Here is a 21,095-nt window from a genome sequence, read left to right on the forward strand (position 1 = left end):
TACGCGCGTACCGGCCCCAAGCCGCACACAGAGACGGGAATCCCAAGGTCAGGGAATGTCCGGTCATCGATGCTAGGCGTGGGCATGCCCCTGGTGACGGGCAGGAGGCAGCTAACAGGCAGCGCAAAGGGTCAGTGTAGCCAAACGCCACACTGATGTCCAGTCGGGGTTCTCAGAGACCCACGTTGCTCTCAACAGCTGTTCTCAACACCTATGAATAGCCCTCGCGCGGTGTGCGCTCTTCTTTACTGCCCTCTTCGCTCTCGATCCATGCCTCGGATGCGGATCGAGATGACGACGCGTCCTGAGAATTGCGCGCCGCGTGCGGTTCGTCAAGGCCCCGAGGGTCCCGGCGGACGCCCGGCGATCTTCACCTGCGCCGAGAGGACGCCGGTTGACGCCTCACGACGTCCCCGGAGGAACGCACGGCGAAGATCACCCTACTCGTCGCGCACGGAAGTTCAAGGCAGCCTCCGGGGGCACGCCAAAGGGCGACCACCCGGATGGGTGATCGCCCTTTGCGATGTGACACCCCCGCCTTGCGGCAGGGACTGCCTTGCGGAGTCAGATGACTCGCAGGGTCACTTGACCTCGACGGAGGCGCCGGCGGCCTTGAGGGACTCGGCAGCCTTGTCAGCGGCCTCCTTGGCGACCTTCTCGAGGACGGGCTTCGGGGCGCCGTCGACGAGGTCCTTGGCCTCCTTCAGACCCAGCGAGGTCAGCTCACGCACGACCTTGATGACCTGGATCTTCTTGTCACCGGCGGCGGTGAGGACGACGTCGAACTCGTCCTGCTCCTCAGCGGCCTCGGCGGCGGGGCCACCCTGGGCGGGGCCGGCGACGGCAACCGCGGCGGCGGCGGTGACGTCGAACTTCTCCTCGAAGGCCTTGACGAACTCGGAGAGCTCGATGAGGGTGAGCTCCTCGAACTGAGCGAGCAGGTCTTCCTGGCTGAGCTTCGCCATGATGGCGTCCTTCCACTAATTCGGCAGGTGCCGGATGTATATGTAGGCGGGCGTACGGGCCCGCTGCGAGCCGTGGACGCGGAGTGTTACTCCGCCACCTCGGCATCGGCGGGAGCCGGGGTACCGGCACCGCCCTGCTCGGCCTTCTTGGCACGAAGCGCTTCCGCGGTGCGGACGAACTTCGAGGGCAGAGCCTGGAAGAGCTGCGCAGCCTGAGTCTGCTTGCCCTTCATGGCGCCGGCCAGCTTGGCGAGCAGAACCTCGCGGGACTCGAGGTCCGCGAGCTTCTTGAACTCATCGGCGGTCACGGCCTTACCATCAAGGACACCGCCCTTGATGATGAGGCTGGGGTTGTCCTTGGCGAAGTCACGAAGACCCTTCGCCGACTCCACCGGGTCACCGGTGACGAAGGCAACCGCTGTCGGACCCGAGAACAGGTCGTCCAGCGTGTCGATCCCGGCCTCGTTGGCCGCAATCTTGGTCAGCGTGTTCTTCACCACGGCGTACTGGGCGTTCTCACCGAGCGAACGGCGCAGCTGCCTGAGCTGTGCCACGGTGAGACCCCGGTACTCGGTCAGCACGGCGGCGCTCGAGCTACGGAACTGGTCCGTCAGCTCGGCTACCGCGGCAGCCTTGTCGGGCCTTGCCATGAGCGTCGGCCTCCTTCCGGGTGATGAGGACCGCTCAGAAGGGGCCGGGAAAGACGAAACGCCCCAGCGCAGGCGCCAGGGCGTAGCTCTACCGAATGAATCCGGGAGCTTTCCACAGTCACCTGCGCGGGTCGCCCGTTCTCGACGGATCCTTCGGTCGCCGTCCCCTCTGACGAGAGTGCGGCAACGACCAGCGGTCTTTGGCTTCTTCAGGAGCTTACGCGACCGCAGCCGTTCGGAGCAAATCCGTCCCGGTTCGACCGGTGCGAGAGGTTTGAACGCCTCCCGGACGGCCTGCGCGGCACCCGCTCGTACGAGGACGGGCCCCGCGGCCTCCGAGGAGGCTGCGGGGCCCGTCCCGTGCCGTGACACGGTCACCGGGTGAGCACGGAGGCTCAGACGGCGGCCGGGTCCTCCTCGACGAGGAGGTTGCGCACGCGGTTGGCGTCCAGCGGGATGCCGGGGCCCATCGTCGTGCTCATGGTCGCCTTCTTGATGAAGCGACCCTTCGCGGCGGACGGCTTCAGACGGAGGATCTCCTCCAGGGCCGCGCCGTAGTTCTCGACCAGCTTCGTGTCATCGAAAGAGGTCTTCCCGATGATGAAGTGGAGGTTCGAGTGCTTGTCGACGCGGAACTCGATCTTTCCGCCCTTGATGTCGTTGACAGCCTTGACGACATCGGGGGTGACGGTGCCGGTCTTCGGGTTCGGCATCAGACCACGCGGACCGAGCACGCGGCCGAGGCGGCCGACCTTGCCCATGAGGTCCGGCGTGGCGACGACGGCGTCGAAGTCCAGACGGCCCTTCGCCACCTCGTCGATGAGCTCGTCGGAGCCGACGATGTCGGCGCCGGCGGCTTCCGCGGCCGCAGCACGGTCACCGGTCGCGAAGACCAGGACCCGGGCGGTCTTGCCGGTGCCGTGCGGGAGGTTCACGGTGCCACGGACCATCTGGTCGGCCTTGCGAGGGTCGACACCCAGGCAGAACGCGACCTCGACGGTGCCGTCGAACTTGGTGGCGGCGGTGTCCTTGGCGAGACGGACGGCCTCGAGCGGGGCGTACGTACGCTCCCGGTCGATCTTCGCGTCCGCAGCGCGGAGGTTCTTGCTGCGCTTCACATCTACTCCTGTGGTTTTCAGAGTGTGGAGTCGTGGTGCGGACCAGCGCTTGGTCCTACCACTGAAGGGCTACGGGGCTGACTCAGCCTTCGACCGTGACGCCCATGGAGCGGGCGGTGCCGACGATGATCTTCGACGCGGCGTCGAGGTCGTTGGCGTTCAGGTCGGGGAGCTTGGTCGTGGCGATCTCGCGGACCTGGTCGGCCGTGATCTTGGCGACCTTGGTCTTGTGCGGCTCGCCGGAGCCCTTGTTCACACCCGCGGCCTTGAGGATCAGCTTGGCGGCCGGCGGAGTCTTCGTGATGAAGGTGAAGGAGCGGTCCTCGTAGACCGTGATCTCCACCGGCACGACCATGCCACGCTGCGACTCGGTCGCGGCGTTGTAGGCCTTGCAGAACTCCATGATGTTGACGCCGTGCTGGCCCAGTGCGGGACCGACCGGCGGCGCCGGGTTGGCCGCACCGGCGTTGATCTGGAGCTTGATAAGCCCCGTGACCTTCTTCTTCTTGGGAGGCATTGCTCTCTCCGGGTCCTAGTGAGAGTGTTTCGCCGCCGTTCCGGTCATCCGGACGGAGGCATACCGCACAACGATAACGGGTATAGCTGCGCGACCAAAAACCGAGCAGGTCAGACAGGCTGCGAAGCCTGTCTGACCTGCTCGGTAGGCATGTGTCCAGAGACGGGCCGGAAGGCCGTCAGTTCTTCTGGATCTGGTCGAAGCTGAGCTCGACCGGGGTCTCGCGACCGAAGATCTCGACGAGGCCCTTGACCTTCTTCGAGTCGGCGTTGATCTCGTTGATCGTCGCCTGCAGCGTCGCGAACGGGCCGTCGGTGACGGTGACCGAGTCGCCCACCTCGAAGTCCAGGACCTGGACCTCGACCTTGCGGGCCGGAGCCGGCTTGCCCTCGGCCTCGGCCGCCTCGCGGGCCGCCTTCTCCTCGGCCTCGGGGGCGAGCATCTTGACGATCTCGTCCAGGGTCAGCGGGTAAGGGTCGTAGGCGTTGCCCACGAAGCCGGTGACGCCGGGCGTGTTGCGGACAACACCCCAGGACTCGTTCGTCAGGTCCATGCGCACCAGGACGTATCCCGGGAGCTTGTTCTGACGGACGTTCTTCCGCTCACCGTTCTTGATCTGGACGATCTCTTCCTCGGGCACCTCGGCCTGGTAGATGAAGTCCTCGACGTTGAGCGAGACGGCGCGCTGCTCCAGGTTGGCCTTCACGCGCTTCTCGTAACCGGCGTACGTGTGGATGACGTACCACTCGCCGGGAAGTCCGCGGAGCTCCTCGCGCAGGGCGGCGACGGCGTCGACGGGGGCGGCCGGCTCGGCCTCCTCCTCGTCGGACTCGTCCGCGGCCTCCTCGTCGGACTCCTCCGCGGCTTCCTCGTCGTCCTGGGCGGCCTCTTCGTCCTCGTCGGACTCGGCGCGCACGGCGGCCTGCTCGGCGGGCTCGCCCGCGGCGGCGTCAGCAGCGTCGACCTGGTCCGGGGCCACGGCATCCGCCGCCTCGACGATGTCGAGCTCGTCCTCGGCGGACTCGACGGCGCTCGCCGTGGGCTCGGCGTCGTCGTTCAGGTTCGGGTCAGACACGATGGCTGCTTCTTCCTGGATACAAATGGGTGGAACATGCGAAAGGGGCGCCGATGAGGCGCCCTCCGCGGGGATCAGCCGAAGACGTACTTGATGACCCGCGCAAATCCGAAGTCAATCACGGTGACGAGACCGATCATGACGACCACGAACACGATCACCACGGCCGTGTACGTCGACAGCTGGCTGCGCGTCGGCCATACGACCTTGCGGAGCTCGGCGACGATCTGGCGGTAGAACAGCGCGAGACGGCCCAGAGGGCCCTTCTTGCCGCGCTTGCCGCCCTTCCGGGTCTTCTTCTTCGACTCGGGGGTTTCGTCCTCGGCATCAGGCATGTCGATGGAGCCCACGGCGTCCGTCACGCTACTCACCTGATTCCGGGTCGTGGCCGTGCCGCGCCCGGTGGAGCCGCACGGCGGTGCATTGAAGTACGTACATGCGCACACATCCTGGCGAAGGAGTGTGTAGCAGGGCCGGAGGGACTTGAACCCCCAACCGCTGGTTTTGGAGACCAGTGCTCTACCAATTGAGCTACGACCCTTTGTGGTTTCACCAACCTACCGCATCCTCCCCGGTGGGCCGGTGGGGAAAACGGTGTGGCTGATGAAGGCCAACGACAGGTGAGTGTACGTGCTCAGCGGCGCGGCGTCGAACAGACCACAACCGACCGGTCCTGTCCGGATGCTGTCCGAGTCCTGTCCGGTCCCTGAAACCCCTGTGCCCGGGGGTTTTCCGGTCTGCGAGCATGGGGGGCATGAGCGCTGCAACTTCTCCGTCCGAGCGCCGGGTCTCGGCCCGCATCGGTGCGATCTCCGAGTCCGCCACCCTCGCCGTCGACGCCAAGGCCAAGGCCCTCAAGGCCGCCGGGCGTCCGGTGATCGGCTTCGGCGCCGGCGAGCCCGACTTCCCGACCCCCGATTACATCGTGGACGCCGCGATCGAGGCGTGCCGAAACCCGAAGTACCACCGCTACACCCCGGCGGGCGGGCTCCCCGAGCTCAAGGCCGCCATCGTGGCGAAGACGCTGCGCGACTCCGGCTACGAGGTCGACGCCTCCCAGGTCCTGGTGACCAACGGCGGCAAGCAGGCCATCTACGAGGCCTTCGCCGCGGTCCTCGACCCGGGCGACGAGGTCATCGTCCCCGCGCCGTACTGGACGACCTACCCCGAGTCCATCCGTCTCGCCGGCGGTGTCCCGGTCGACGTCGTGGCCGACGAGACCACCGGCTACCGGGTCTCGGTGGAGCAGCTCGAGGCCGCGCGCACCGAGCGCACGAAGGTCGTCCTGTTCGTGTCCCCGTCCAACCCGACGGGCGCGGTCTACAGCGAGGCCGAGACCGAGGCGATCGGCCGCTGGGCCGTCGAGCACGGCCTGTGGGTGATGACGGACGAGATCTACGAGCACCTGGTCTACGGCGGCGCCGCCGCGGCCTCGCTCCCCGCGGTCGTGCCCGAGCTGCGCGACAAGTGCATCGTGGTCAACGGTGTCGCCAAGACCTACGCCATGACCGGCTGGCGGGTCGGCTGGATCATCGGCCCGAAGGACGTCGTGAAGGCCGCGACCAACCTGCAGTCGCACGCCACCTCCAACGTCAACAACGTCGCGCAGGCCGCCGCGATCGCCGCCCTCACGGGGAGCCTGGACGCGGTCGCCGAGATGCGGACCGCCTTCGACCGCCGGCGGAAGACGATCGTGCGCATGCTCAACGAGATCGAAGGCGTGCTCTGCCCCGAGCCCGAGGGCGCGTTCTACGCGTACCCCTCGGTGAAGGAACTGCTCGGCAAGGAGATCCGCGGCAAGCGCCCCGCGGACTCCGTCGAGCTCGCGGCCCTCATCCTGGACGAGGCCGAGGTCGCCGTGGTGCCGGGTGAGGCGTTCGGCACGCCGGGTTATCTGCGGCTCTCCTACGCGCTGGGCGACGACGACCTCGTCGAGGGCGTCTCCCGGCTCCAGAAGCTGCTGGGCGAGGCCCGCGACTGACGCGGGAGACCCACCTGAGTGGTACGGCCCCCGGCTCCGGCCGGGGGCCACTTTTTTGTTCGACGGGTAACTCGGATGGGAATCCGCTACCGCCGCGCCCCTCGGGTGCGGCAAGATCGATCGATGGAGCGTGACGTACGGCTGTTGCCCAAGGCCCACCTGCACCTGCACTTCACCGGGTCGATGCGGCCCACGACCCTGCTCGAACTCGCGGACAAGTACGGGGTGCGCCTGCCCGATGCCCTGACCGGCGGTGAGCCGCCCCAGCTGCGGGCGACCGACGAGCGCGGCTGGTTCCGTTTCCAGCGCCTGTACGACATCGCCCGGTCCTGCCTCCGCTCTCCGGAGGACATCCAGCGGCTCGTGCGCGAGACCGCCATGGAGGACGTCGCGGACGGCTCCGGATGGCTGGAGATCCAGGTCGACCCCACGTCGTACGCCCCGCTGCTCGGAGGGCTCATCCCGGCGATCGAGATCATCCTGGACGCCGTGGACCGTGCGGCCCGCGAGACCGGGCTCGGGATCCGGGTGGTGATCGCGGCGAACCGGATGAAACACCCGCTGGACGCCAGGACGCTCGCCCGGCTCGCCGTGCGGTACGCGGACCGGGGCGTCATCGGCTTCGGGCTCTCCAACGACGAACGCCGCGGGATGGCCCGCGACTTCGACCGCGCCTTCGCCATCGCCCGCGAGGGCGGACTGATCGCGGCGCCGCACGGCGGCGAGCTGTCGGGCCCGTCCAGCGTCCGGGACTGCCTGGACGACCTCGACGCGGTCCGGGTCGGGCACGGCGTGCGGGCGGCCGAGGACCCGAGGCTGCTGCGCAAGCTCGCGGAGCGGGGGGTGACCTGCGAGGTCTGCCCCGCGTCCAACGTGGCGCTCGGTGTCTACGAGAAGCCCGCCGACGTACCCCTGCGCACTCTGTTCGAGGCCGGGGTGCCGATGGCGCTCGGCGCGGACGATCCGCTGCTCTTCGGTTCCCGGCTGGCCGCGCAGTACGACCTCGTACGCCGTCATCACGCGTTCACCGACGAGGAGCTGGCCGAGCTGGCGCGGCAGTCCGTGCGTGGGTCGGTGGCGCCCGCCGAGGTGCGGGAAGAGCTGCTGGGCGGGATCGACGCGTGGCTGGCTAGCTGATGCCGCTCAGCAGGGTGCGGGCGAGGGACGCGGCGAAGTCGTCCAGTGACTGCGGGGCCCCTCCCATCTCGTAGGCGAAGGCCCGCTGGGCGCAGGCGCCCAGCAGGAGCGAGGCCGCCGCGTAGGTGTCGGCGCCGGGGACGACCCGGCCCGCCCGCTGTTCGGCGCGGAGGTAGGCGTCGAGGCCCTGGATCGGCAGGTGCGGGCCGGTGCCCATCTCGCGCATCGCCGCTTCGTGCCGCTGCTTGAGCCGGGGCTCGGCGTACAGCGAGGCGAGGACCGGGAAGGTCTGCTCGTAGAAGAGCGCGGCCTGGCGGGCGACCTGGGTGAGGTTGAGTTCGAGATCCCCTTCGCCCGCCTCCAGGTCCCCCAGGAGCGGGCCGAGCCTCGGCATGCGTTCGCCGAGCACGGTCACGAAGAGCTCTTCCTTGCTCGCGAAGTATTTGTACAGCGCCGCTTCGGAGCAGCCGGCCGCCTTGGCGATCTCCTTCGTCGTCGTCCGTGCGAGGCCGATGCCGAGCATGAGCTCATGGGCGGCATCGACGATGCGGACGCGGGCCGGCTTCTGGTCCATGGATGCTCCAGCAAGGCTTGACGAAAGGGTGAGCGTCCACTCACCCTATGGGTAAGTGAATACTCACCCACTCAGGAGGGCGTGCGCGATGAGGCTCACAGTGTTCGGGGCGACGGGGGCCGTCGGCCAGGAGGTCGTGCGGCAGGCGCTGACGGCGGGACACGAGGTGACGGCGGTGGTCCGTGATCCCGCCCGGCTCCCGGACGGGCTCGGTGACGCCGGTCTGCACGCGGTCGTGCCACTGGGCGACGGGGCGGCGGTGCGCGCCGCGGTCGCGGGCCGGGACGCCGTCCTCTCCGGGCTCGGGGCCCGGGGGCGGAAGGCGGGTGACGTCGCCGAGCGGCTCACCGGGCTGGTGCTGGAGGCGCTGGAGGCCGAAGGGGTGCGGCGACTGCTGGTCGTGAGCGCGGCCCCGGTCGGCCCGGAGCCCGCTGACGACCCGCTGCTCGACCGGGCGGTCCGCAGGGTGATCGGCGTGGTCCTCAGGGAGGTGTACGCGGATCTGACGCGCATGGAAGCCGCACTGGCGGCGAGCGCGACGGACTGGACGTCGGTGCGGCCGCCGAAGCTGACGAACGGCCCGCTGACGGGGACGTACCGGACGGTCGTGGGCGGCACCCCGCGGAGCGGCCGGTCCATCGCGCGGGCCGATGTGGCCCACGCGATGCTGGCGCTGATCGACGAGCCGGCCGCACTGAAACAGGGCGTGGGGGTCGCCTACTGAGTCTGCGGCCCGCGCCGGGCTACAGGCTGACGCCCACCGTCACCGGTTCGTTGACGAGCGTGACCCCGAAGGCCTCGTGCACCCCTGCGACGACCTCGCGGGCCAGGGCCAGCAGGTCCTCGGTGGTCGCGCCGCCCCGGTTGGTGAGGGCGAGCGTGTGCTTGGTGGAGATGCGGGCGGGGCCGGTGCCGTACCCCTTGGTGAAACCGGCCTTGTCGATGAGCCAGGCGGCCGAGGTCTTCACCCGTCCGTCGCCCGTGGGGAAGGCGGGGGGCGTGACGTCCGCGCCCAGGCGCTCGGCGGCGCGGGCGAGGAGGAGCGCGTGCCCGGCCTCGTCGAGGACCGGGTTGGTGAAGAAGGACCCGGCCGACCAGGTGTCGTGGTCCTCCGGGTCGAGCACCATCCCCTTGCCCGCCCTCAGCCGGAGGACGGTTGCGCTGGCGGAGGCTGCGGGAACGCGGTCACCCTGTCCGACGCCCATGGCCCTGGCGGTCTCGGGGTAGAGGAGGGGCGCCGACTGTCCGCCGGCATCCTCGAGCCCGAACCGGACCCGCAGCACGACGAAACGGTCGGGCTCGGCCTTGAAGCGGCTGTGGCGGTACGAGAACGCGCATGCCTCGTTCGGGAGGGTGACCGTCTCCCGGGTGTGCCGGTCGTAGGCGACGACCTCGGTGATGACCGAGGACACCTCCTGCCCGTAGGCGCCGACGTTCTGGATCGGTGTCGCCCCGGCGGACCCCGGGATTCCGGCGAGACATTCGATCCCGGCCAGCCCCGCCTCGACCGTACGGGCCACGGCGTCGGTCCAGACCTCGCCGGCCGCCAGTTCGAGCGCCGTGCCGGAGAGCGTGAAGCCCTTGGTCGCGATGCGCAGGGCCGTGCCGTCGAAGCCCTTGTCACCGATGACCAGGTTGGAGCCGCCGCCGACGACCAGGAGCGGTGTGCCGCTGTCGTCGGCCTCGCGCACGGCGGCGATCACCTCCGCGTCGGTGGTGGCCGTCAGGAGGCGGTTGGCCGGGCCGCCGAGCCGGAAGGTGGTCAGGGGGGCGAGGGGGGCGTCGTGGAGTTCCTGCACGGGGACAAGAGTACGGTCCACTTCCCGGGAGCGGGCCGTGGACCGTACGGACGAGGGCGGGGGCTCAGGCCGCGGCCGACACACGCTCCTCGGAGGGTTCCGGCGCCGGGCCGGTCAGTCGCCCGCGGCGCGGGATGAGCAGGGCCGTGAGCGCGGCGAGGGCCACCACACCGGCGCCGATCCACACAGCCGGCACGGTCCCGTCGGAGAAGGCCTGCGGGGAGCCGTATCCGCCCTGGGCGGAGAAGACCGCGGCCAGTACGGCGACCCCGAGGGCTCCGCCGACCTCGCGCAGGGCGTTGTTCGCGCCGGAGGCGATGCCCTGCTCCCCCGGCCTGACGCTGGACATCACGAGGCTGGCGGCGGGCGCGAAGTAGAGGGCCATGCCGATGCCGCCGACGATCAGGCCGGGCAGCTGGGCCGAGTAGGCGACGTCAGGTTCCAGGACCGCCGCGAAGAGGCCGAGTCCCACCGCCTGGAGGGCGAGGCCGGTCACCACCACGGGGCGGCCGCCGAACCGGTCGGCCAGATATCCGGCGACGGGCGCCACGAGCATCGGCATCCCCGTCCACGGCAGCATCCGCAGGCCCGCCTCGGTCGGCGAGTAGCCCAGCGCGTTCTGGAGGAACTGGCTGAGCAGGAAGATCGAGCCGAACATGCCCAGGAACATCAGCAGGCTCGCCATGTTGATCCCGAAGAAGGCCCGGTCCTTGAAGAGCCGCATGGGCAGGACCGGGTTCTCCGCACGGAACCCGTGGCGGATGAAGACACCCAGGAGGAGCGTCCCGGCGATCAGCGCGGTGAGCACGAGCGGGTCGCTCCAGCCGTCGCTCGTGCTGCTGACGAGTGCGTAGGCGATGCCGAAGAGGCCTCCGCTGACCAGGACGGTGCCGGGGACGTCGAGCCGCGCCCCGGGGGCGTAGGACTCGGACAGCCGCAGCCGCGCCAGGGGGAGCAGGACCAGGCCGACGGGGACGTTCAGCCAGAAGATCCACTGCCAGGAGAGGTGTTCGGTGAGGCTCCCGCCGATCAGGGGGCCGCTGGCGACCGCGAGGCCGGTGACCGCGCCGAAGAACCCGAGCGCCATGCCGCGCCTGGCGGGCGGGACCGCGGCGGTGAGCAGGGTGAGGGTGAGCGGCATCATGACCGCGGCCCCGACGCCCTGGACGGCCCGGAAGGCGATGAGTTCGTTGATCCCCGGCGACAGTGCGGCGGCCGCGGAGGCGGCGGTGAAGACCGTGAGGCCGGCGAGGAAGAGCCGGCGCCGGCCGAAGCGGTCACCGAGCGCGGCGCCCGTCATCAGCAGCACCGCGAAGGTGAGGGTGTAGGCGTTCACCGTCCACTCGAGCTCCTCCAGCCGGCCGCCGAGGCTCTCACGGATGGACGGCAGTGCGGTGGTGACGACGAGGTTGTCGAGTGCCGCCATGAATCCGGCGACGCTCGTGATGACGAGGGCCCAGACGGCTCCCCCCCGGCTGGATGCTTGCTGCTTCACTGCCACCCCCAAGGGTTAGTTATCAATGACTAACTTAAGTCGACAGAAGAACGGCCGGGCCGCCGGCGGCCCGCGCCAGGTCAGCTCGGCCTGGCCGCGAGATGGAAACCGGACCACACGCGATGATCGGCCGGAAAGCCCATCGAGGCCAGCGTGTTGATGAGCATGCCGTAGGCCAGGAAGGACGTGGTCTGATCCTGGTCCGCTCCCAGCAGAAGGTGGAGGTCGTCCCACATCGCCGCCCAGCCGAGTCGCAGCCGCTCACCGAACTCGTGGTCGCCCGCCGCCTCGGCCGCCGCGGCCGCCGCGTACATCTGCATCTGCATCAGCAGCTTGTCGGGGTCGTCCACGATCAGCCGCTGGTACGCCTGCGCCAGAGCCGGCTCCACCTCCTCCCCCTCCAGCCCCTCGGCCGCCCTCATGAACACCTCCCTGGTGTCCGCGAGGCACCGCTCGGAGGCGGCGAGGAAGATGGCCTGCTTGCCGGGGAAGAGCCGGAACAGATACGGCTGCGAGACACCGACCCGCTTGGCGATCGCCTCCGTCGAGGTGCCGTTGTACCCGCCGCGGGCGAACTCGGCGACCGCCGCCCGCACGACGCTCTCCCGCCTGTCCTCTGCGCTCATCCTCGCCATGTATGTAAGTTATTGGCCACTCACTAACATGTCAAGGGCGGTATCCACGCGGAAGCCGACTGCGGAGGGGTGCCGGGTGGGCGCCCCTCCGCTCGGTGGCTGTGCCGCTCAGGCGAGGCGGACGACGGCGCGGGACATGCCCAGCACCTTCTTGCCGTCGCTCATGGCGATCAGGTCGACTCGGACGGTGTTGTCGTCCAGCTTCGCGGCGACCTTGCCGCTGACCTCGATCAGCGCCCCGGTGTCGTCGTTCGGCACGACGACCGGCTTGGTGAACCGCACGCCGTACTCGACGACCGCGCCCGGGTCACCGGCCCAGTCCGTGACGACCCGGATCGCTTCGGCCATGGTGAACATGCCGTGCGCGATCACGTCGGGCAGGCCGACCTCGCGCGCGAACTTCTCGTTCCAGTGGATCGGGTTGAAGTCACCGGAGGCGCCCGCGTACCGCACGAGCGTGGCCCGGGTCACCGGGAACGACTGCGCCGGCAGCTCCGCACCGACCTCGACCGCCTCGTAGGCGATGCTCGCCGTCATCACGCCTCCTCGGCGGCGCGCGCCACCAGCTTGGTCCACGCGGTCACCACGTGCTCGCCGGACTCGTCGTACACCTCACCGCGGATGTCCACGATGTCGTTGCCCGCCATCGTCTTGATGGCCTCGATCGTCGAGGTGACCGTCAGCCGGTCCCCCGCCCGCACGGGACGCACGTAGGCGAACTTCTGGTCGCCGTGCACCACGCGGCTGTAGTCCAGGCCCAGCTGCGGGTCCTGCACCACCTGGCCCGCGGCCTTGAAGGTGATGGAGAAGACGAACGTGGGCGGGGCGATCACATCGGGGTGCCCCAGGGCCTTGGCGGCCTCCGGATCCACATACGCGGGATTGGTGTCACCCACCGACTCCGCGAACTCCCGGATCTTCTCCCGGCCTACCTCGTACGCCGGGGTGGGCGGATAGGTCCGCCCCACGAAGGACTGGTCGAGCGCCATGAGCCCGGTACCTCCTGGTGAAAGTCGAATGGGGCGTTGACCACCCGAGTCATCAAGATAAACGACACGAGGCCGCCCCCAGTGGGGACGGCCTCGTGTACGAGCCTGTTTCAGCGCGTTTCGCGGTGCGCGGTGTGCGAGTTGCAGCGCGGGCAGTGCTTCTTCATCTCAAGACGGTCCGGGTTGTTACGCCGGTTCTTCTTGGTGATGTAGTTCCGCTCCTTGCACTCCACGCAGGCCAGCGTGATCTTCGGGCGGACGTCGGTGGCAGCCACGTGAGTGCTCCTTGGACGGACGGATGGACGGATGAACGCAAAAAAGAGTAGCCGATCGAAGGACCGACCCCACAATCGGCTACCGTTAGTAGCGGTGACCGGACTTGAACCGGTGACACAGCGATTATGAGCCGCTTGCTCTACCGACTGAGCTACACCGCTTTGATGACGAGCTTCCCCGCCGAAGCGGGGTTACCCGATCACCAGAGCCCCAATGCGGAATCGAACCGCAGACCTTCTCCTTACCATGGAGACGCTCTACCGACTGAGCTATTGGGGCGAGCGAGGAAGACATTACACGCTCTGTCGCCGACGCCCAAATCCGTTTCCGCGGCCCGCACCGGGCCCCCTCCCGCCCCTCGGACAGCGCCGGCGTCCGTCCCCCTGATCAGGCCCTTGATCAGCACCTACGCCCTCTCCACCGGCCGGCCCACGGACCCCTGTGACCCCGCTCCCACCGCCCGCCCCCCGAGGCCACATTCGTACGACTAATCGGCTCCTCCTCGGAGTGCACCGGGCCCCGGCCTAGGCTCGGCGCACTCTGCGTGATCTTGTACGTCGTCCAGGACTTCCAGGAGCGGTGCGATGCCCGAAAGTCCCGGCGAGGCGCCCGGGCTCCTCCTCAGCGGGGCGCGGCTCACGGACGGGCGCTCCGTCGACGTGCGGATCGGCGGGCAGCTCATCGAGGCCGTCGGGACGGCGGGCAGCCTCACCACCCCGGGGATCCGTCTGGACCTGCGCGGATACCTCCTGCTGCCCGCCCCCGCGGAGCCCCACGCCCACCCCGGCACGGCGCTCACCGCCACCGCCGGCGGCTCGCCGTCCCACCGCCCCGAGGACGTCCGGCGCCGTGCCACCGAGGCCGCGCTGCTCCAGCTCAGCCACGGGGCCACCGCGCTGCGCGCCCATGTGCGCGTCGGCGGCGCGCGGGAACTCGGTCTGCTGGAGGGCGTGCTGGCGGCCCGCCGTTCGCTGCGGGGCCTCACCGACCTGACCGCCGTCGCCGTACCCCGGCTCCTGACCGGGGTGGCGGGCGCCGACGGCCTCGCCGTGCTCCGTGACGCGGTGGACATGGGGGCGGGCGTGGTCGGCGGCTGCCCGGACCTCGACCCCGATCCGGCCGGTCACACCGAAGCCGTCCTGGATCTCGCCGCCGCCCACGGGCTCCCCGCCGACCTGCACACGGACGGTGACGACTCCGCCCGGCTCGCCCGGCTGACCGCCATGGCCGGCGGGCTCCGCCCGGGCGTCTGCATCGGGCCCTGCGCGGGCCTCTCGCGGCTTCCCGGCGACGAGTTGGCCCGCGCCGCCGACCGGCTCGCCGCCGCGGCCGTGACCGTGGTCTGCCTCCCGCAGGGCGGCTGCTCCGAGGCCCGGCTCGGCGGCGCCCCGCCCGTACGGCTGCTGCGCGACGCCGGGGTGCGGGTGGCCGCGGGCAGCGGAGCCCTGCGCGACGCCTCCAACCCCGTCGGCCGGGGCGACCCCCTGGAGGCGGCGTACCTGCTGGCTTCGCAGGAGGGCCTGCGCCCCGAACACGCCTACGACGCCGTCTCCGTCGCGGCCCGAGCGGCCCTGGGACTGCCCGGTGTGCGCGTCGAGGCCGGCTTCCCCGCCGAGCTCCTCGCCGTACGCGGGGACGGGCTGGCCGGAGCGCTCTCCCTCGCGTACAGCAGGATCGTCGTACACCGTGGGCGCGTGGTGGCGCGGACCAGTGCCGTACGCGAGTACCGCGACTCCGGGGCCGCCGCTTCGGCCCTCGACCTGCCCCGTCAGGGACGCACCGATTCCGGTCCCGGCGGCGGGCCTTGAGCGCGGGCGCTCCGCGCGGCGTACGGTCGGAAGCATGCGCATTGTCATTGCAGGTGGACATGGTCAGATCGCGCTGCGGCTCGAGCGGCTGCTCGCCGCGCGCGGTGACGAAGCGGTGGGCGTCATCCGGAACCCGGACCAGAGCGACGACCTGAGGGAGGCGGGCGCCCAGCCCGTCGTCCTCGACCTCGAATCGGCGTCCGTCGAGGAGGCGGCGGAGGTCCTGCGGGGCGCGGACGCCGCGGTCTTCGCGGCCGGCGCCGGCCCGAACAGCGGTTCGGCGCGCAAGGACACGGTGGACCGCGGAGCGGCCGTGCTCTTCGCGGACGCGGCGGAACAGGCGGGGGTGCGGCGCTACGTCGTGGTGTCCTCGATGGGCGCCGACCCGGACCACACCGGCGACGAGGTCTTCGACATCTACCAGCGGGCCAAGGGCGAGGCGGACGCGTACGTACGTTCCAGGAGCGGCCTGGACTGGACGATCCTGCGCCCCGGCATGCTCACGAACGACGCCGGGACCGGCCAGGTCCTGCTCGCCGCCTCGACGGGCCGCGGTCCGGTCCCCCGCGACGACGTGGCGGCGGTGCTCATGGAGCTGCTGGACACCTCGGCCACGGCAGGTCTGACGCTGGAACTGATCAGCGGGAGCAAGCCGGTGGCGGTGGCGGTGAAGGACATCGCCGGGAACTGAGCGCGGGGGCCGCCGGGCCGGCCCCGTCCGGCTGTCGACCCCGCAGGTGTGATTCTCCGCACAGTGCGGTTCTCCGCAGGTCCGCTTCCCGCGGGGAAGCGCAGCGGACGGGACGGCCAACCGCATACCGGCCGTCGAGCTGCGGTTTCTGACGTGGAGGGTGATCGGGGGTACACGCCCCGGGGTAACGACCCGCCCACCGCCTTGGAGACTCATATGCATCTCATGTACTCGGCTTCGCCGCAGGAGCCCTCGGGCGGTATCGCGGGCTGGGCGACAGATCTCGTCGACACCATGGGCGGTCCCGGAGCCGGTCTGGCCATCGCGCTGGAGAACCTGTTCCCGCCGCTGCCGAGCGAAGTGATCCTGCCGCTGACCGGATTCGCCGCCGGACAGGGGGTTCTCACCCTGACGTCCGCCCTGTTCTGGACCACGCTCGGCTCGGTCGTGGGGGCCGTGGTCCTCTACTGGATCGGCGCCGGCTTCGGCCGCGAGCGCATGCACACCATCTGGGGGAAGCTGCCGCTGGTGAAGGCCTCCGATCTGGTGCGCACGGAGGACTGGTTCGCGAAGCACGGCACCAAGGCGGTCTTCTTCGGCCGTATGGTGCCGATTTTCCGCAGCCTCATCTCCGTCCCCGCCGGTGTGGAGCGCATGCCGCTCCACGTCTTCACCGCGCTGACCGCCCTCGGCAGCCTGATCTGGAACTCCGTCCTCGTGATGGCCGGATACTGGCTCGGCGACCGGTGGGAGACGGTGGAGACCTACGTCGGGTTCGCTTCCAAGGCCGTGCTGGTCCTGGTGGTCGTGGCAGTCGTGACGTACGTCGTCCGGAGGCTGCGCTCCACCGACCGGGCCCAGCACCGCCACGGTTCATGACCCACCCCGGCCGTCCGCGGGCGGCGGCCCCGACCTCACGGGGCAGCACACCGAGGGCCGTGGGTCCGCGAGGCGTTGCGGCTCGCCGGAGCGTCCGCGGGCTACCGTCGGGCACATGAACGGTGGCCCGGCCGGCCGAGGATGGCTCCCCTGTTACCTCAGCGGGGCGGTGTTCGCCGTCTGCATGGCGGGAACGACGCTGCCGACCCCGCTCTACAGCCTCTATCAGGACGAACTCGGGTTCTCCGAGCTGACGGTGACGGTCGTCTACGCCGTGTACGCCTTCGGTGTCATCGGGGTGCTGTTGCTCGCCGGAAACGCCTCCGACGCGGTGGGCAGAAGGCCCGTGCTGCTGTGGGGCCTCGGCTGCGCGGCGGCGAGCGCCGTCTGCTTCCTGTGCGCCACCGCCCTGGGCTGGCTCTTCGCGGGGCGGCTCCTGTCGGGCCTGTCGGCGGGGCTGTTCACCGGGGCGGCCACCGCGTACGTCATGGAGCTGGCCCCCGGCAAGGGCTCCCCCAGAGCCTCGTTGGTGGCCACGGCCGCCAACATGGGCGGTCTGGGCTGCGGGCCACTACTGGCCGGACTCCTCGCGCAGTACGCCCCCTGGCCGCTGCACCTGCCGTTCATCGTCCACCTGGTGCTGGTGGCGGCTTCGGCGGTTCTGCTGCTCGGCCTGAAGGAGAGTGTCGGCGAGCGGCGCCCACTGAGCACCGTCCGCCCGCAGCGCCCCGGACTGCCGCCCGAGGTCCGGAAGGTGTTCAGGCCCGCGGCGCTCGCCTCCTTCGTGGGGTTCGCCCTGTTCGGGGTGTTCACCTCGGTCAGTCCCGCGTTCCTCTCCGAGTTCCTGGACGTGGAGAACCACGCCGTGAGCGGTCTGATCGTCGCGCTGGCCTTCTTCGCCTCGGTGGGGGGTCAGTCAGCGGTCGGCAGGATCGGGGAGCAGCGGTCACTGTCGCTGGGCTGCGCCGGCCTCCTGGGCGGCCTGGCGCTGCTCGCGGCAGCGCTCTGGTGGCAACTGCTGCCCCTGATCGTGCTGAGCGCGCTCCTCGGAGGCGCGGGCCAGGGGCTGGCGTTCCGGGCGGCGCTGTCCCAGGTGGCGGCGGCATCGCCCGCGGGCAGCCGGGCGGCGGTGATCTCGACGTTGTTCGTGGTGGCGTACGCGGGCATCTCGCTGCCGGTGATCGGCGTGGGCATCCTCTCGAGCCACATCGGGCTCCAGGACGCGGGGCTGGTCTTCATCGCGTGCATGGCCGTCCTGGTCACCTGCGCCGGTCTCTACCTCCTGCGGCGCCCCGCCGCCGGGCAGAGACCGTGAGCCCTGCTCCCGCTCTCAGCCTCCGGCGGCGTCAGCGGCTCTCCACCTCGCCCGTCTCCTCCTCGGCGGCTGCGCCTTTGCCCCGGGCACCACGCCGGCCCACCAGGGTGCTTCCCACGAGCACGAGCCCGATGGCGACGAACTTGGCGGCCTGGTAGTAGCCGGTCCCCTCCTCGGAGGTGCCCGGCAGCCCGAAGAAGACCCACACCGCGCCGAGACCGCCCACGGCGATCAGCCCGACAGCACCCCACGTCCCGAGGTCCGCCCACCAGGGCTCAGGGCCGTGAGCCCGCTCGTCGGTCTGCTGGACGTCCTTGTCGGTCACGGTGAGCGCTCCCTCTGGCCGGCGTGGCAGTCAGCGGGGAGGACGCAGTCCCGGCACGGGCGGTTCACGGGCCCTGCGTGCGCACATGCAGAAACCCCGCCCGACCTGCGGTTTAAGCAGGTCGGACGGGGTTTCCCGTCCTGTGGCGGCGCCAGGGTTCGAACCTGGGTAGGCTGAGCCGGCAGATTTACAGTCTGCTCCCTTTGGCCACTCGGGCACACCGCCTGGAACGACGCGTCGGATCCCGGTTGGGGGTCCTTGGCGACGTCGTAAACGATACCTGATGCCCGGGGGTGCTCCGCCACCTGATTGATCAGCACCGGAGGCGCGCGGGTGGCTAGGCTTTGTGCCGTACCCCAACGCATACGACGCAAGGAGCCACACGTCATGGCCGACTCCAGTTTCGACATCGTCTCGAAGGTCGAGCGGCAGGAGGTCGACAACGCCCTCAACCAGGCCGCCAAGGAGATCTCCCAGCGCTTCGACTTCAAGGGGACGGGTGCGTCGATCTCCTGGTCCGGCGAGAAGATCCTCATGGAGGCGAACGGCGAGGAGCGGGTCAAGGCGATCCTCGACATCTTCCAGACCAAGCTGATCAAGCGCGGGATCTCGCTGAAGTCGCTGGACGCGGGCGAGCCGCAGCTCTCCGGCAAGGAGTACAAGATCTTCGCCACGATCGAGGAGGGCATCTCCCAGGAGAACGCCAAGAAGGTGGCGAAGATCATTCGTGATGAGGGCCCGAAGGGCGTCAAGGCGCAGGTCCAGGGCGATGAGCTGCGGGTCAGCTCCAAGAGCCGGGACGACCTGCAGGCGGTGCAGGCGCTGATCAAGGGCAAGGACCTCGACTTCGCGGTGCAGTTCGCCAACTACCGGTAGACGGTCCGCCGGCGTGTGCGGCGGGTCACGGGCGGGGCGGGGCGTGCCGGTCGGCACGGCCCGCCCCGTAGCCGTGTCCGGAGCGGCCGGCGGGCGCCGGGTCAGCGGCGGTCGCGGGAGTTGCCGAAGAGCAGCCGGTAGGCGATCAGCAGGACAAGTGATCCGGCGATGGCAGCCACCCAGGTGGCCGTGTCGTAGAAGTCCGCGCTGATGGGGCGGTCGAGGAAGCGGGACGACAGCCAGCCCCCGAGGAAGGCGCCCACGATGCCGATGAGGGTCGTGCCGATGATGCCGCCGGGGTCGCGGCCCGGCAGGAGGAACTTGGCTATTGCTCCGGCCAGCAGCCCGAGGATGATCCAGCTGATGATGCTCATGTTCGCGTACCTACCCGTCACTTGTTCCTGCAAGCCAGGACGCTTGCGGGGACGGGTGCGGTTGCCTGCGGGCCGCTGGCCCCGCTGTCGCGGGACATGCCGTTGACGACGCCTGAGCAGGTTCTCGACCCGCCGCCGTGAGTCCTGGAAGATCCCGGTGCTCCTGGACGTTGGCCGCGGTATGAGAATCGGCGAAGCTTCCAGAGTCAGTGGTGTGAGCGCGCGATCGTTACGGCACTACGAGGACGAGGGCCTGATCGTCCCCGGCCGTCTCGGCAACGGATTCCGCGACTACTGCCCGGCCACCGTCGATCGGGTGCTCGCCATCCGCTCGCTGCTGGAGTCAGGGCTGCCCGTGCGGTTGATCAGGGACGTCCTGCCCGGCCTCACCGACGGGTCCGGTGCCGGCACCGACATGGTGTGCGCGGAGTTCCTGCACGAGGTGCGGAACTATCGCGATCGGCTGGCTGCTCGCATCTCGGTTCTCAGCGGTCAGCAGGCGGCGCTCGACGTCTACCTGGGAGAGGCCGGCCGTACGCGTCTCTGACCGCGGCTTGACCTTGACGCAAGTGTCAGCCTCCTACTTTCGGTGCATGGAGACCGAAGACAAGCACAGCGCTGAGCGGACGGTACGAGCCCTGGTCCAGCGGTCGCACCGTGGACCGCAGGATCTGACCCTCACGGACGCCCATCCACGCCCCACCCCGGGACCGGGCGAGTACCTGATCCGCGTCGGTGCCGCCGGGGTCAACTTCGCAGACGTCATGCAGACCCACGGCACCTACGGAGGAGGCCCGCAGGCTCCCTACGTGGCGGGCTTCGAGGCCGCCGGCGAAATCGTGGGGGTCGGCCCGGAGGTCGGCAGCCCGCTGCGGCTCGGCGCGCACGTCGTCGGAGTGGGCCCGGGCGCCTTCGCGCAGTACATGACGATGCAGGCCGCGGGTGTGCTGCCCGTGCCGTCCGGCTGGAGCGACGCCGAAGCCCTCGGTCTGGTGCTGAACTGGGCCACCGCCCTGGCGGCACTGAGACCGCTGGGCCAGATCGAGAAGGGCGAGGTGGTCCTCGTACACGCGGCGGCCGGAGGCGTCGGGCAGGCCGCCGTCCGCCTCGCCCGCCACTACGGGGCACGCGTGATCGCCGCGGCCTCAGCGGAGAAGCACGAGACCGTCGAAGCACTCGGCGCCGACGAGGTCCTGGACAGCCGGCGCCCCGATCTCGCCGAGGAGATCACCCGCCTGACCGGCGGTGTCGATCTGGTCCTGGAATCAGTGGGACAGGCCACGTTGCGGACCAGCCTGTCCGTCACCAAGCCCTTCACCGGACGCGTCATCGTGTTCGGCGCCGCCTCCGGCGACGCCACCCTGACCACCCATGACCTGATCTTCACCCACCAGGTCCAGGTCAAGGGTCTGCACATCGGCGCACTGGCGGTCGCGGCCCCGTCCCTCTACCGGTCGTTGCTCGTCGAGATGGAGGCACTCATCGCCCACGGCGTGTACACGCCGGGCGCCCCTCGGGTACACCCCCTGGCCGAGGGGGCGAGGGTGCTGCAGGAACTCGGAGCGGGCCGGACCCGCGGCAAGCTCGCCCTTGATCCCTGGCGTTAGGGAGCGGAC

At 70.0% G+C, this 21,095-nt stretch carries 25 protein-coding genes and 4 tRNA genes; 10 read left to right on the forward strand and 19 right to left on the reverse strand.

The genetic code is table 11. The features are described 5' to 3' along the window. Positions 1-581: 581 nt before the first annotated feature. The 7 genes from rplL to ACZ32T_RS08640 form a co-directional block, all read right to left on the reverse strand. Entirely contained in the window at positions 582-965 is a 384-nt protein-coding gene (gene rplL, locus ACZ32T_RS08610; protein WP_356707713.1) for a 50S ribosomal protein L7/L12, read from the reverse strand. Between the two features lie 86 nt (positions 966-1,051). Continuing rightward, positions 1,052-1,615, reverse strand: coding sequence for a 50S ribosomal protein L10 (gene rplJ, locus ACZ32T_RS08615; RefSeq protein WP_356707714.1), 564 nt, complete (start codon positions 1,613-1,615; stop codon positions 1,052-1,054). 395 nt (positions 1,616-2,010) lie between these two features. Continuing rightward, entirely contained in the window at positions 2,011-2,733 is a 723-nt protein-coding gene (rplA, locus tag ACZ32T_RS08620; protein WP_356707715.1) for a 50S ribosomal protein L1, read from the reverse strand. 82 nt (positions 2,734-2,815) lie between these two features. Continuing rightward, positions 2,816-3,250, reverse strand: a complete 435-nt coding sequence (rplK, locus tag ACZ32T_RS08625) for a 50S ribosomal protein L11 (RefSeq protein WP_467271470.1) — start codon at positions 3,248-3,250, stop codon at positions 2,816-2,818. A gap of 178 nt (positions 3,251-3,428) precedes the next feature. After that, positions 3,429-4,325, reverse strand: a complete 897-nt coding sequence (gene nusG / locus ACZ32T_RS08630) for a transcription termination/antitermination protein NusG (RefSeq protein ID WP_467271469.1) — start codon at positions 4,323-4,325, stop codon at positions 3,429-3,431. Positions 4,326-4,399: 74 nt separating this feature from the next. Then, positions 4,400-4,687 carry a preprotein translocase subunit SecE gene (secE, locus tag ACZ32T_RS08635; RefSeq protein ID WP_356707718.1) on the reverse strand — a complete coding sequence of 96 codons (288 nt, stop codon included), beginning with the start codon at positions 4,685-4,687 and terminating at the stop codon, positions 4,400-4,402. 106 nt (positions 4,688-4,793) lie between these two features. Beyond that, a tRNA-Trp gene (locus ACZ32T_RS08640) sits at positions 4,794-4,866 on the reverse strand. Positions 4,867-5,079: 213 nt separating this feature from the next. On the opposite strand from ACZ32T_RS08640, the gene ACZ32T_RS08645 reads away from it, so the two are divergent. Both ACZ32T_RS08645 and ACZ32T_RS08650 read left to right on the forward strand, forming a co-directional pair. After that, complete coding sequence (locus ACZ32T_RS08645) at positions 5,080-6,306, forward strand: pyridoxal phosphate-dependent aminotransferase (protein WP_467365983.1); 1,227 nt, start codon at positions 5,080-5,082, stop codon at positions 6,304-6,306. A gap of 123 nt (positions 6,307-6,429) precedes the next feature. After that, positions 6,430-7,443 carry an adenosine deaminase gene (locus ACZ32T_RS08650; RefSeq protein ID WP_467365985.1) on the forward strand — a complete coding sequence of 338 codons (1,014 nt, stop codon included), beginning with the start codon at positions 6,430-6,432 and terminating at the stop codon, positions 7,441-7,443. Here the strand turns inward: ACZ32T_RS08650 and ACZ32T_RS08655 are convergent. Then, entirely contained in the window at positions 7,436-8,017 is a 582-nt protein-coding gene (locus tag ACZ32T_RS08655; RefSeq protein ID WP_467271463.1) for a TetR/AcrR family transcriptional regulator, read from the reverse strand. The two genes, ACZ32T_RS08650 and ACZ32T_RS08655, sit on opposite strands and share 8 nt — an antisense overlap. A gap of 88 nt (positions 8,018-8,105) precedes the next feature. Here ACZ32T_RS08655 and ACZ32T_RS08660 point away from each other — a divergent pair, with 88 nt between their 5' ends. Next, the gene (locus ACZ32T_RS08660) at positions 8,106-8,741 is read left to right on the forward strand and encodes an NAD(P)-dependent oxidoreductase (RefSeq protein WP_467365987.1); all 636 of its coding nucleotides are present in this window, start codon (positions 8,106-8,108) and stop codon (positions 8,739-8,741) included. Positions 8,742-8,760: 19 nt separating this feature from the next. Here the strand turns inward: ACZ32T_RS08660 and ACZ32T_RS08665 are convergent, their stop codons facing one another. The 8 genes from ACZ32T_RS08665 to ACZ32T_RS08700 all read right to left on the reverse strand — a co-directional run bounded on the left by ACZ32T_RS08665 (position 8,761) and on the right by ACZ32T_RS08700 (position 13,490). Beyond that, a complete protein-coding gene (locus tag ACZ32T_RS08665; protein WP_467365989.1) occupies positions 8,761-9,816 on the reverse strand; it encodes a UDP-N-acetylmuramate dehydrogenase in 1,056 nt (351 codons plus the stop codon). A 64-nt stretch (positions 9,817-9,880) separates the two neighbouring features. Continuing rightward, complete coding sequence (locus ACZ32T_RS08670; protein WP_467365991.1) at positions 9,881-11,311, reverse strand: DHA2 family efflux MFS transporter permease subunit; 1,431 nt, start codon at positions 11,309-11,311, stop codon at positions 9,881-9,883. A gap of 80 nt (positions 11,312-11,391) precedes the next feature. Then, entirely contained in the window at positions 11,392-11,937 is a 546-nt protein-coding gene (locus ACZ32T_RS08675; RefSeq protein ID WP_467271456.1) for a TetR/AcrR family transcriptional regulator, read from the reverse strand. A 117-nt stretch (positions 11,938-12,054) separates the two neighbouring features. After that, positions 12,055-12,483: a MaoC family dehydratase gene (locus ACZ32T_RS08680; protein WP_467271454.1), complete on the reverse strand. Its 429-nt coding sequence runs from the start codon at positions 12,481-12,483 to the stop codon at positions 12,055-12,057. After that, the gene (locus ACZ32T_RS08685) at positions 12,483-12,935 is read right to left on the reverse strand and encodes an FAS1-like dehydratase domain-containing protein (RefSeq protein WP_467271452.1); all 453 of its coding nucleotides are present in this window, start codon (positions 12,933-12,935) and stop codon (positions 12,483-12,485) included. The genes ACZ32T_RS08680 and ACZ32T_RS08685 overlap by 1 nt, the downstream gene beginning before the upstream one ends. A 110-nt stretch (positions 12,936-13,045) precedes the next feature. Next, a complete protein-coding gene (gene rpmG, locus ACZ32T_RS08690; protein ID WP_003956487.1) occupies positions 13,046-13,210 on the reverse strand; it encodes a 50S ribosomal protein L33 in 165 nt (54 codons plus the stop codon). Between the two features lie 89 nt (positions 13,211-13,299). After that, positions 13,300-13,372, reverse strand: a tRNA-Met gene (locus ACZ32T_RS08695). Positions 13,373-13,417: 45 nt separating this feature from the next. Continuing rightward, positions 13,418-13,490 (reverse strand) — tRNA-Thr (locus tag ACZ32T_RS08700). A 305-nt stretch (positions 13,491-13,795) separates the two neighbouring features. Between ACZ32T_RS08700 and ACZ32T_RS08705 the strand changes: the two genes are divergently transcribed. The 4 genes from ACZ32T_RS08705 to ACZ32T_RS08720 all read left to right on the forward strand — a co-directional run bounded on the left by ACZ32T_RS08705 (position 13,796) and on the right by ACZ32T_RS08720 (position 17,904). After that, positions 13,796-15,019: an amidohydrolase family protein gene (locus tag ACZ32T_RS08705; RefSeq protein WP_467365993.1), complete on the forward strand. Its 1,224-nt coding sequence runs from the start codon at positions 13,796-13,798 to the stop codon at positions 15,017-15,019. Between the two features lie 34 nt (positions 15,020-15,053). After that, positions 15,054-15,710 carry an SDR family oxidoreductase gene (locus tag ACZ32T_RS08710; protein WP_467271448.1) on the forward strand — a complete coding sequence of 219 codons (657 nt, stop codon included), beginning with the start codon at positions 15,054-15,056 and terminating at the stop codon, positions 15,708-15,710. Between the two features lie 216 nt (positions 15,711-15,926). Then, on the forward strand, positions 15,927-16,589 hold the full coding sequence (locus ACZ32T_RS08715; RefSeq protein ID WP_467365995.1) for a DedA family protein: 663 nt from the start codon (positions 15,927-15,929) through the stop codon (positions 16,587-16,589). A 115-nt stretch (positions 16,590-16,704) separates the two neighbouring features. Then, the gene (locus ACZ32T_RS08720) at positions 16,705-17,904 is read left to right on the forward strand and encodes an MFS transporter (RefSeq protein WP_467365998.1); all 1,200 of its coding nucleotides are present in this window, start codon (positions 16,705-16,707) and stop codon (positions 17,902-17,904) included. Positions 17,905-17,935: 31 nt separating this feature from the next. On the opposite strand, the gene ACZ32T_RS08725 is transcribed toward ACZ32T_RS08720, so the two are convergent. Beyond that, a complete protein-coding gene (locus tag ACZ32T_RS08725) occupies positions 17,936-18,229 on the reverse strand; it encodes a hypothetical protein (RefSeq protein WP_467271442.1) in 294 nt (97 codons plus the stop codon). 143 nt (positions 18,230-18,372) lie between these two features. Continuing rightward, positions 18,373-18,454 (reverse strand) — tRNA-Tyr (locus ACZ32T_RS08730). Positions 18,455-18,616: 162 nt separating this feature from the next. On the opposite strand from ACZ32T_RS08730, the gene ACZ32T_RS08735 reads away from it, so the two are divergent. Continuing rightward, positions 18,617-19,105, forward strand: coding sequence for a YajQ family cyclic di-GMP-binding protein (locus ACZ32T_RS08735; protein ID WP_467271441.1), 489 nt, complete (start codon positions 18,617-18,619; stop codon positions 19,103-19,105). Positions 19,106-19,206: 101 nt separating this feature from the next. On the opposite strand, the gene ACZ32T_RS08740 is transcribed toward ACZ32T_RS08735, so the two are convergent. Next, a complete protein-coding gene (locus ACZ32T_RS08740) occupies positions 19,207-19,479 on the reverse strand; it encodes a GlsB/YeaQ/YmgE family stress response membrane protein (RefSeq protein ID WP_467271439.1) in 273 nt (90 codons plus the stop codon). 181 nt (positions 19,480-19,660) lie between these two features. On the opposite strand from ACZ32T_RS08740, the gene ACZ32T_RS08745 reads away from it, so the two are divergent. Together ACZ32T_RS08745 and ACZ32T_RS08750 are read left to right on the forward strand one after the other, a co-directional pair. After that, entirely contained in the window at positions 19,661-20,026 is a 366-nt protein-coding gene (locus ACZ32T_RS08745; RefSeq protein WP_467366000.1) for a MerR family transcriptional regulator, read from the forward strand. Between the two features lie 46 nt (positions 20,027-20,072). Continuing rightward, positions 20,073-21,086, forward strand: coding sequence for an NADPH:quinone oxidoreductase family protein (locus ACZ32T_RS08750; protein ID WP_467366002.1), 1,014 nt, complete (start codon positions 20,073-20,075; stop codon positions 21,084-21,086). The last annotated feature ends 9 nt before the right edge of the window (positions 21,087-21,095 follow it).

Source organism: Streptomyces sp. NPDC023573 (assembly GCF_055559735.1).

What these genes read in the sequence shown, in the direction of transcription:
- ACZ32T_RS08715 (WP_467365995.1), top strand. Translation starts at nt 15,927, where the DNA reads ATGCATCTCATGTACTCGGCTTCGCCGCAGGAGCCCTCGGGCGGTATC.
- ACZ32T_RS08645 (WP_467365983.1), top strand. Translation starts at nt 5,080, where the DNA reads ATGAGCGCTGCAACTTCTCCGTCCGAGCGCCGGGTCTCGGCCCGCATC.
- ACZ32T_RS08735 (WP_467271441.1), top strand. Translation starts at nt 18,617, where the DNA reads ATGGCCGACTCCAGTTTCGACATCGTCTCGAAGGTCGAGCGGCAGGAG.
- ACZ32T_RS08655 (WP_467271463.1), bottom strand. Translation starts at nt 8,017, where the DNA reads ATGGACCAGAAGCCGGCCCGCGTCCGCATCGTCGATGCCGCCCATGAG.
- ACZ32T_RS08750 (WP_467366002.1), top strand. Translation starts at nt 20,073, where the DNA reads ATGGAGACCGAAGACAAGCACAGCGCTGAGCGGACGGTACGAGCCCTG.
- ACZ32T_RS08740 (WP_467271439.1), bottom strand. Translation starts at nt 19,479, where the DNA reads ATGAGCATCATCAGCTGGATCATCCTCGGGCTGCTGGCCGGAGCAATA.
- ACZ32T_RS08650 (WP_467365985.1), top strand. Translation starts at nt 6,430, where the DNA reads ATGGAGCGTGACGTACGGCTGTTGCCCAAGGCCCACCTGCACCTGCAC.
- ACZ32T_RS08660 (WP_467365987.1), top strand. Translation starts at nt 8,106, where the DNA reads ATGAGGCTCACAGTGTTCGGGGCGACGGGGGCCGTCGGCCAGGAGGTC.
- ACZ32T_RS08705 (WP_467365993.1), top strand. Translation starts at nt 13,796, where the DNA reads ATGCCCGAAAGTCCCGGCGAGGCGCCCGGGCTCCTCCTCAGCGGGGCG.
- ACZ32T_RS08685 (WP_467271452.1), bottom strand. Translation starts at nt 12,935, where the DNA reads ATGGCGCTCGACCAGTCCTTCGTGGGGCGGACCTATCCGCCCACCCCG.
- ACZ32T_RS08720 (WP_467365998.1), top strand. Translation starts at nt 16,705, where the DNA reads ATGAACGGTGGCCCGGCCGGCCGAGGATGGCTCCCCTGTTACCTCAGC.
- rplL (WP_356707713.1), bottom strand. Translation starts at nt 965, where the DNA reads ATGGCGAAGCTCAGCCAGGAAGACCTGCTCGCTCAGTTCGAGGAGCTC.
- ACZ32T_RS08680 (WP_467271454.1), bottom strand. Translation starts at nt 12,483, where the DNA reads ATGACGGCGAGCATCGCCTACGAGGCGGTCGAGGTCGGTGCGGAGCTG.
- ACZ32T_RS08675 (WP_467271456.1), bottom strand. Translation starts at nt 11,937, where the DNA reads ATGAGCGCAGAGGACAGGCGGGAGAGCGTCGTGCGGGCGGCGGTCGCC.
- ACZ32T_RS08745 (WP_467366000.1), top strand. Translation starts at nt 19,661, where the DNA reads ATGAGAATCGGCGAAGCTTCCAGAGTCAGTGGTGTGAGCGCGCGATCG.
- rplK (WP_467271470.1), bottom strand. Translation starts at nt 3,250, where the DNA reads ATGCCTCCCAAGAAGAAGAAGGTCACGGGGCTTATCAAGCTCCAGATC.
- ACZ32T_RS08710 (WP_467271448.1), top strand. Translation starts at nt 15,054, where the DNA reads ATGCGCATTGTCATTGCAGGTGGACATGGTCAGATCGCGCTGCGGCTC.
- rplJ (WP_356707714.1), bottom strand. Translation starts at nt 1,615, where the DNA reads ATGGCAAGGCCCGACAAGGCTGCCGCGGTAGCCGAGCTGACGGACCAG.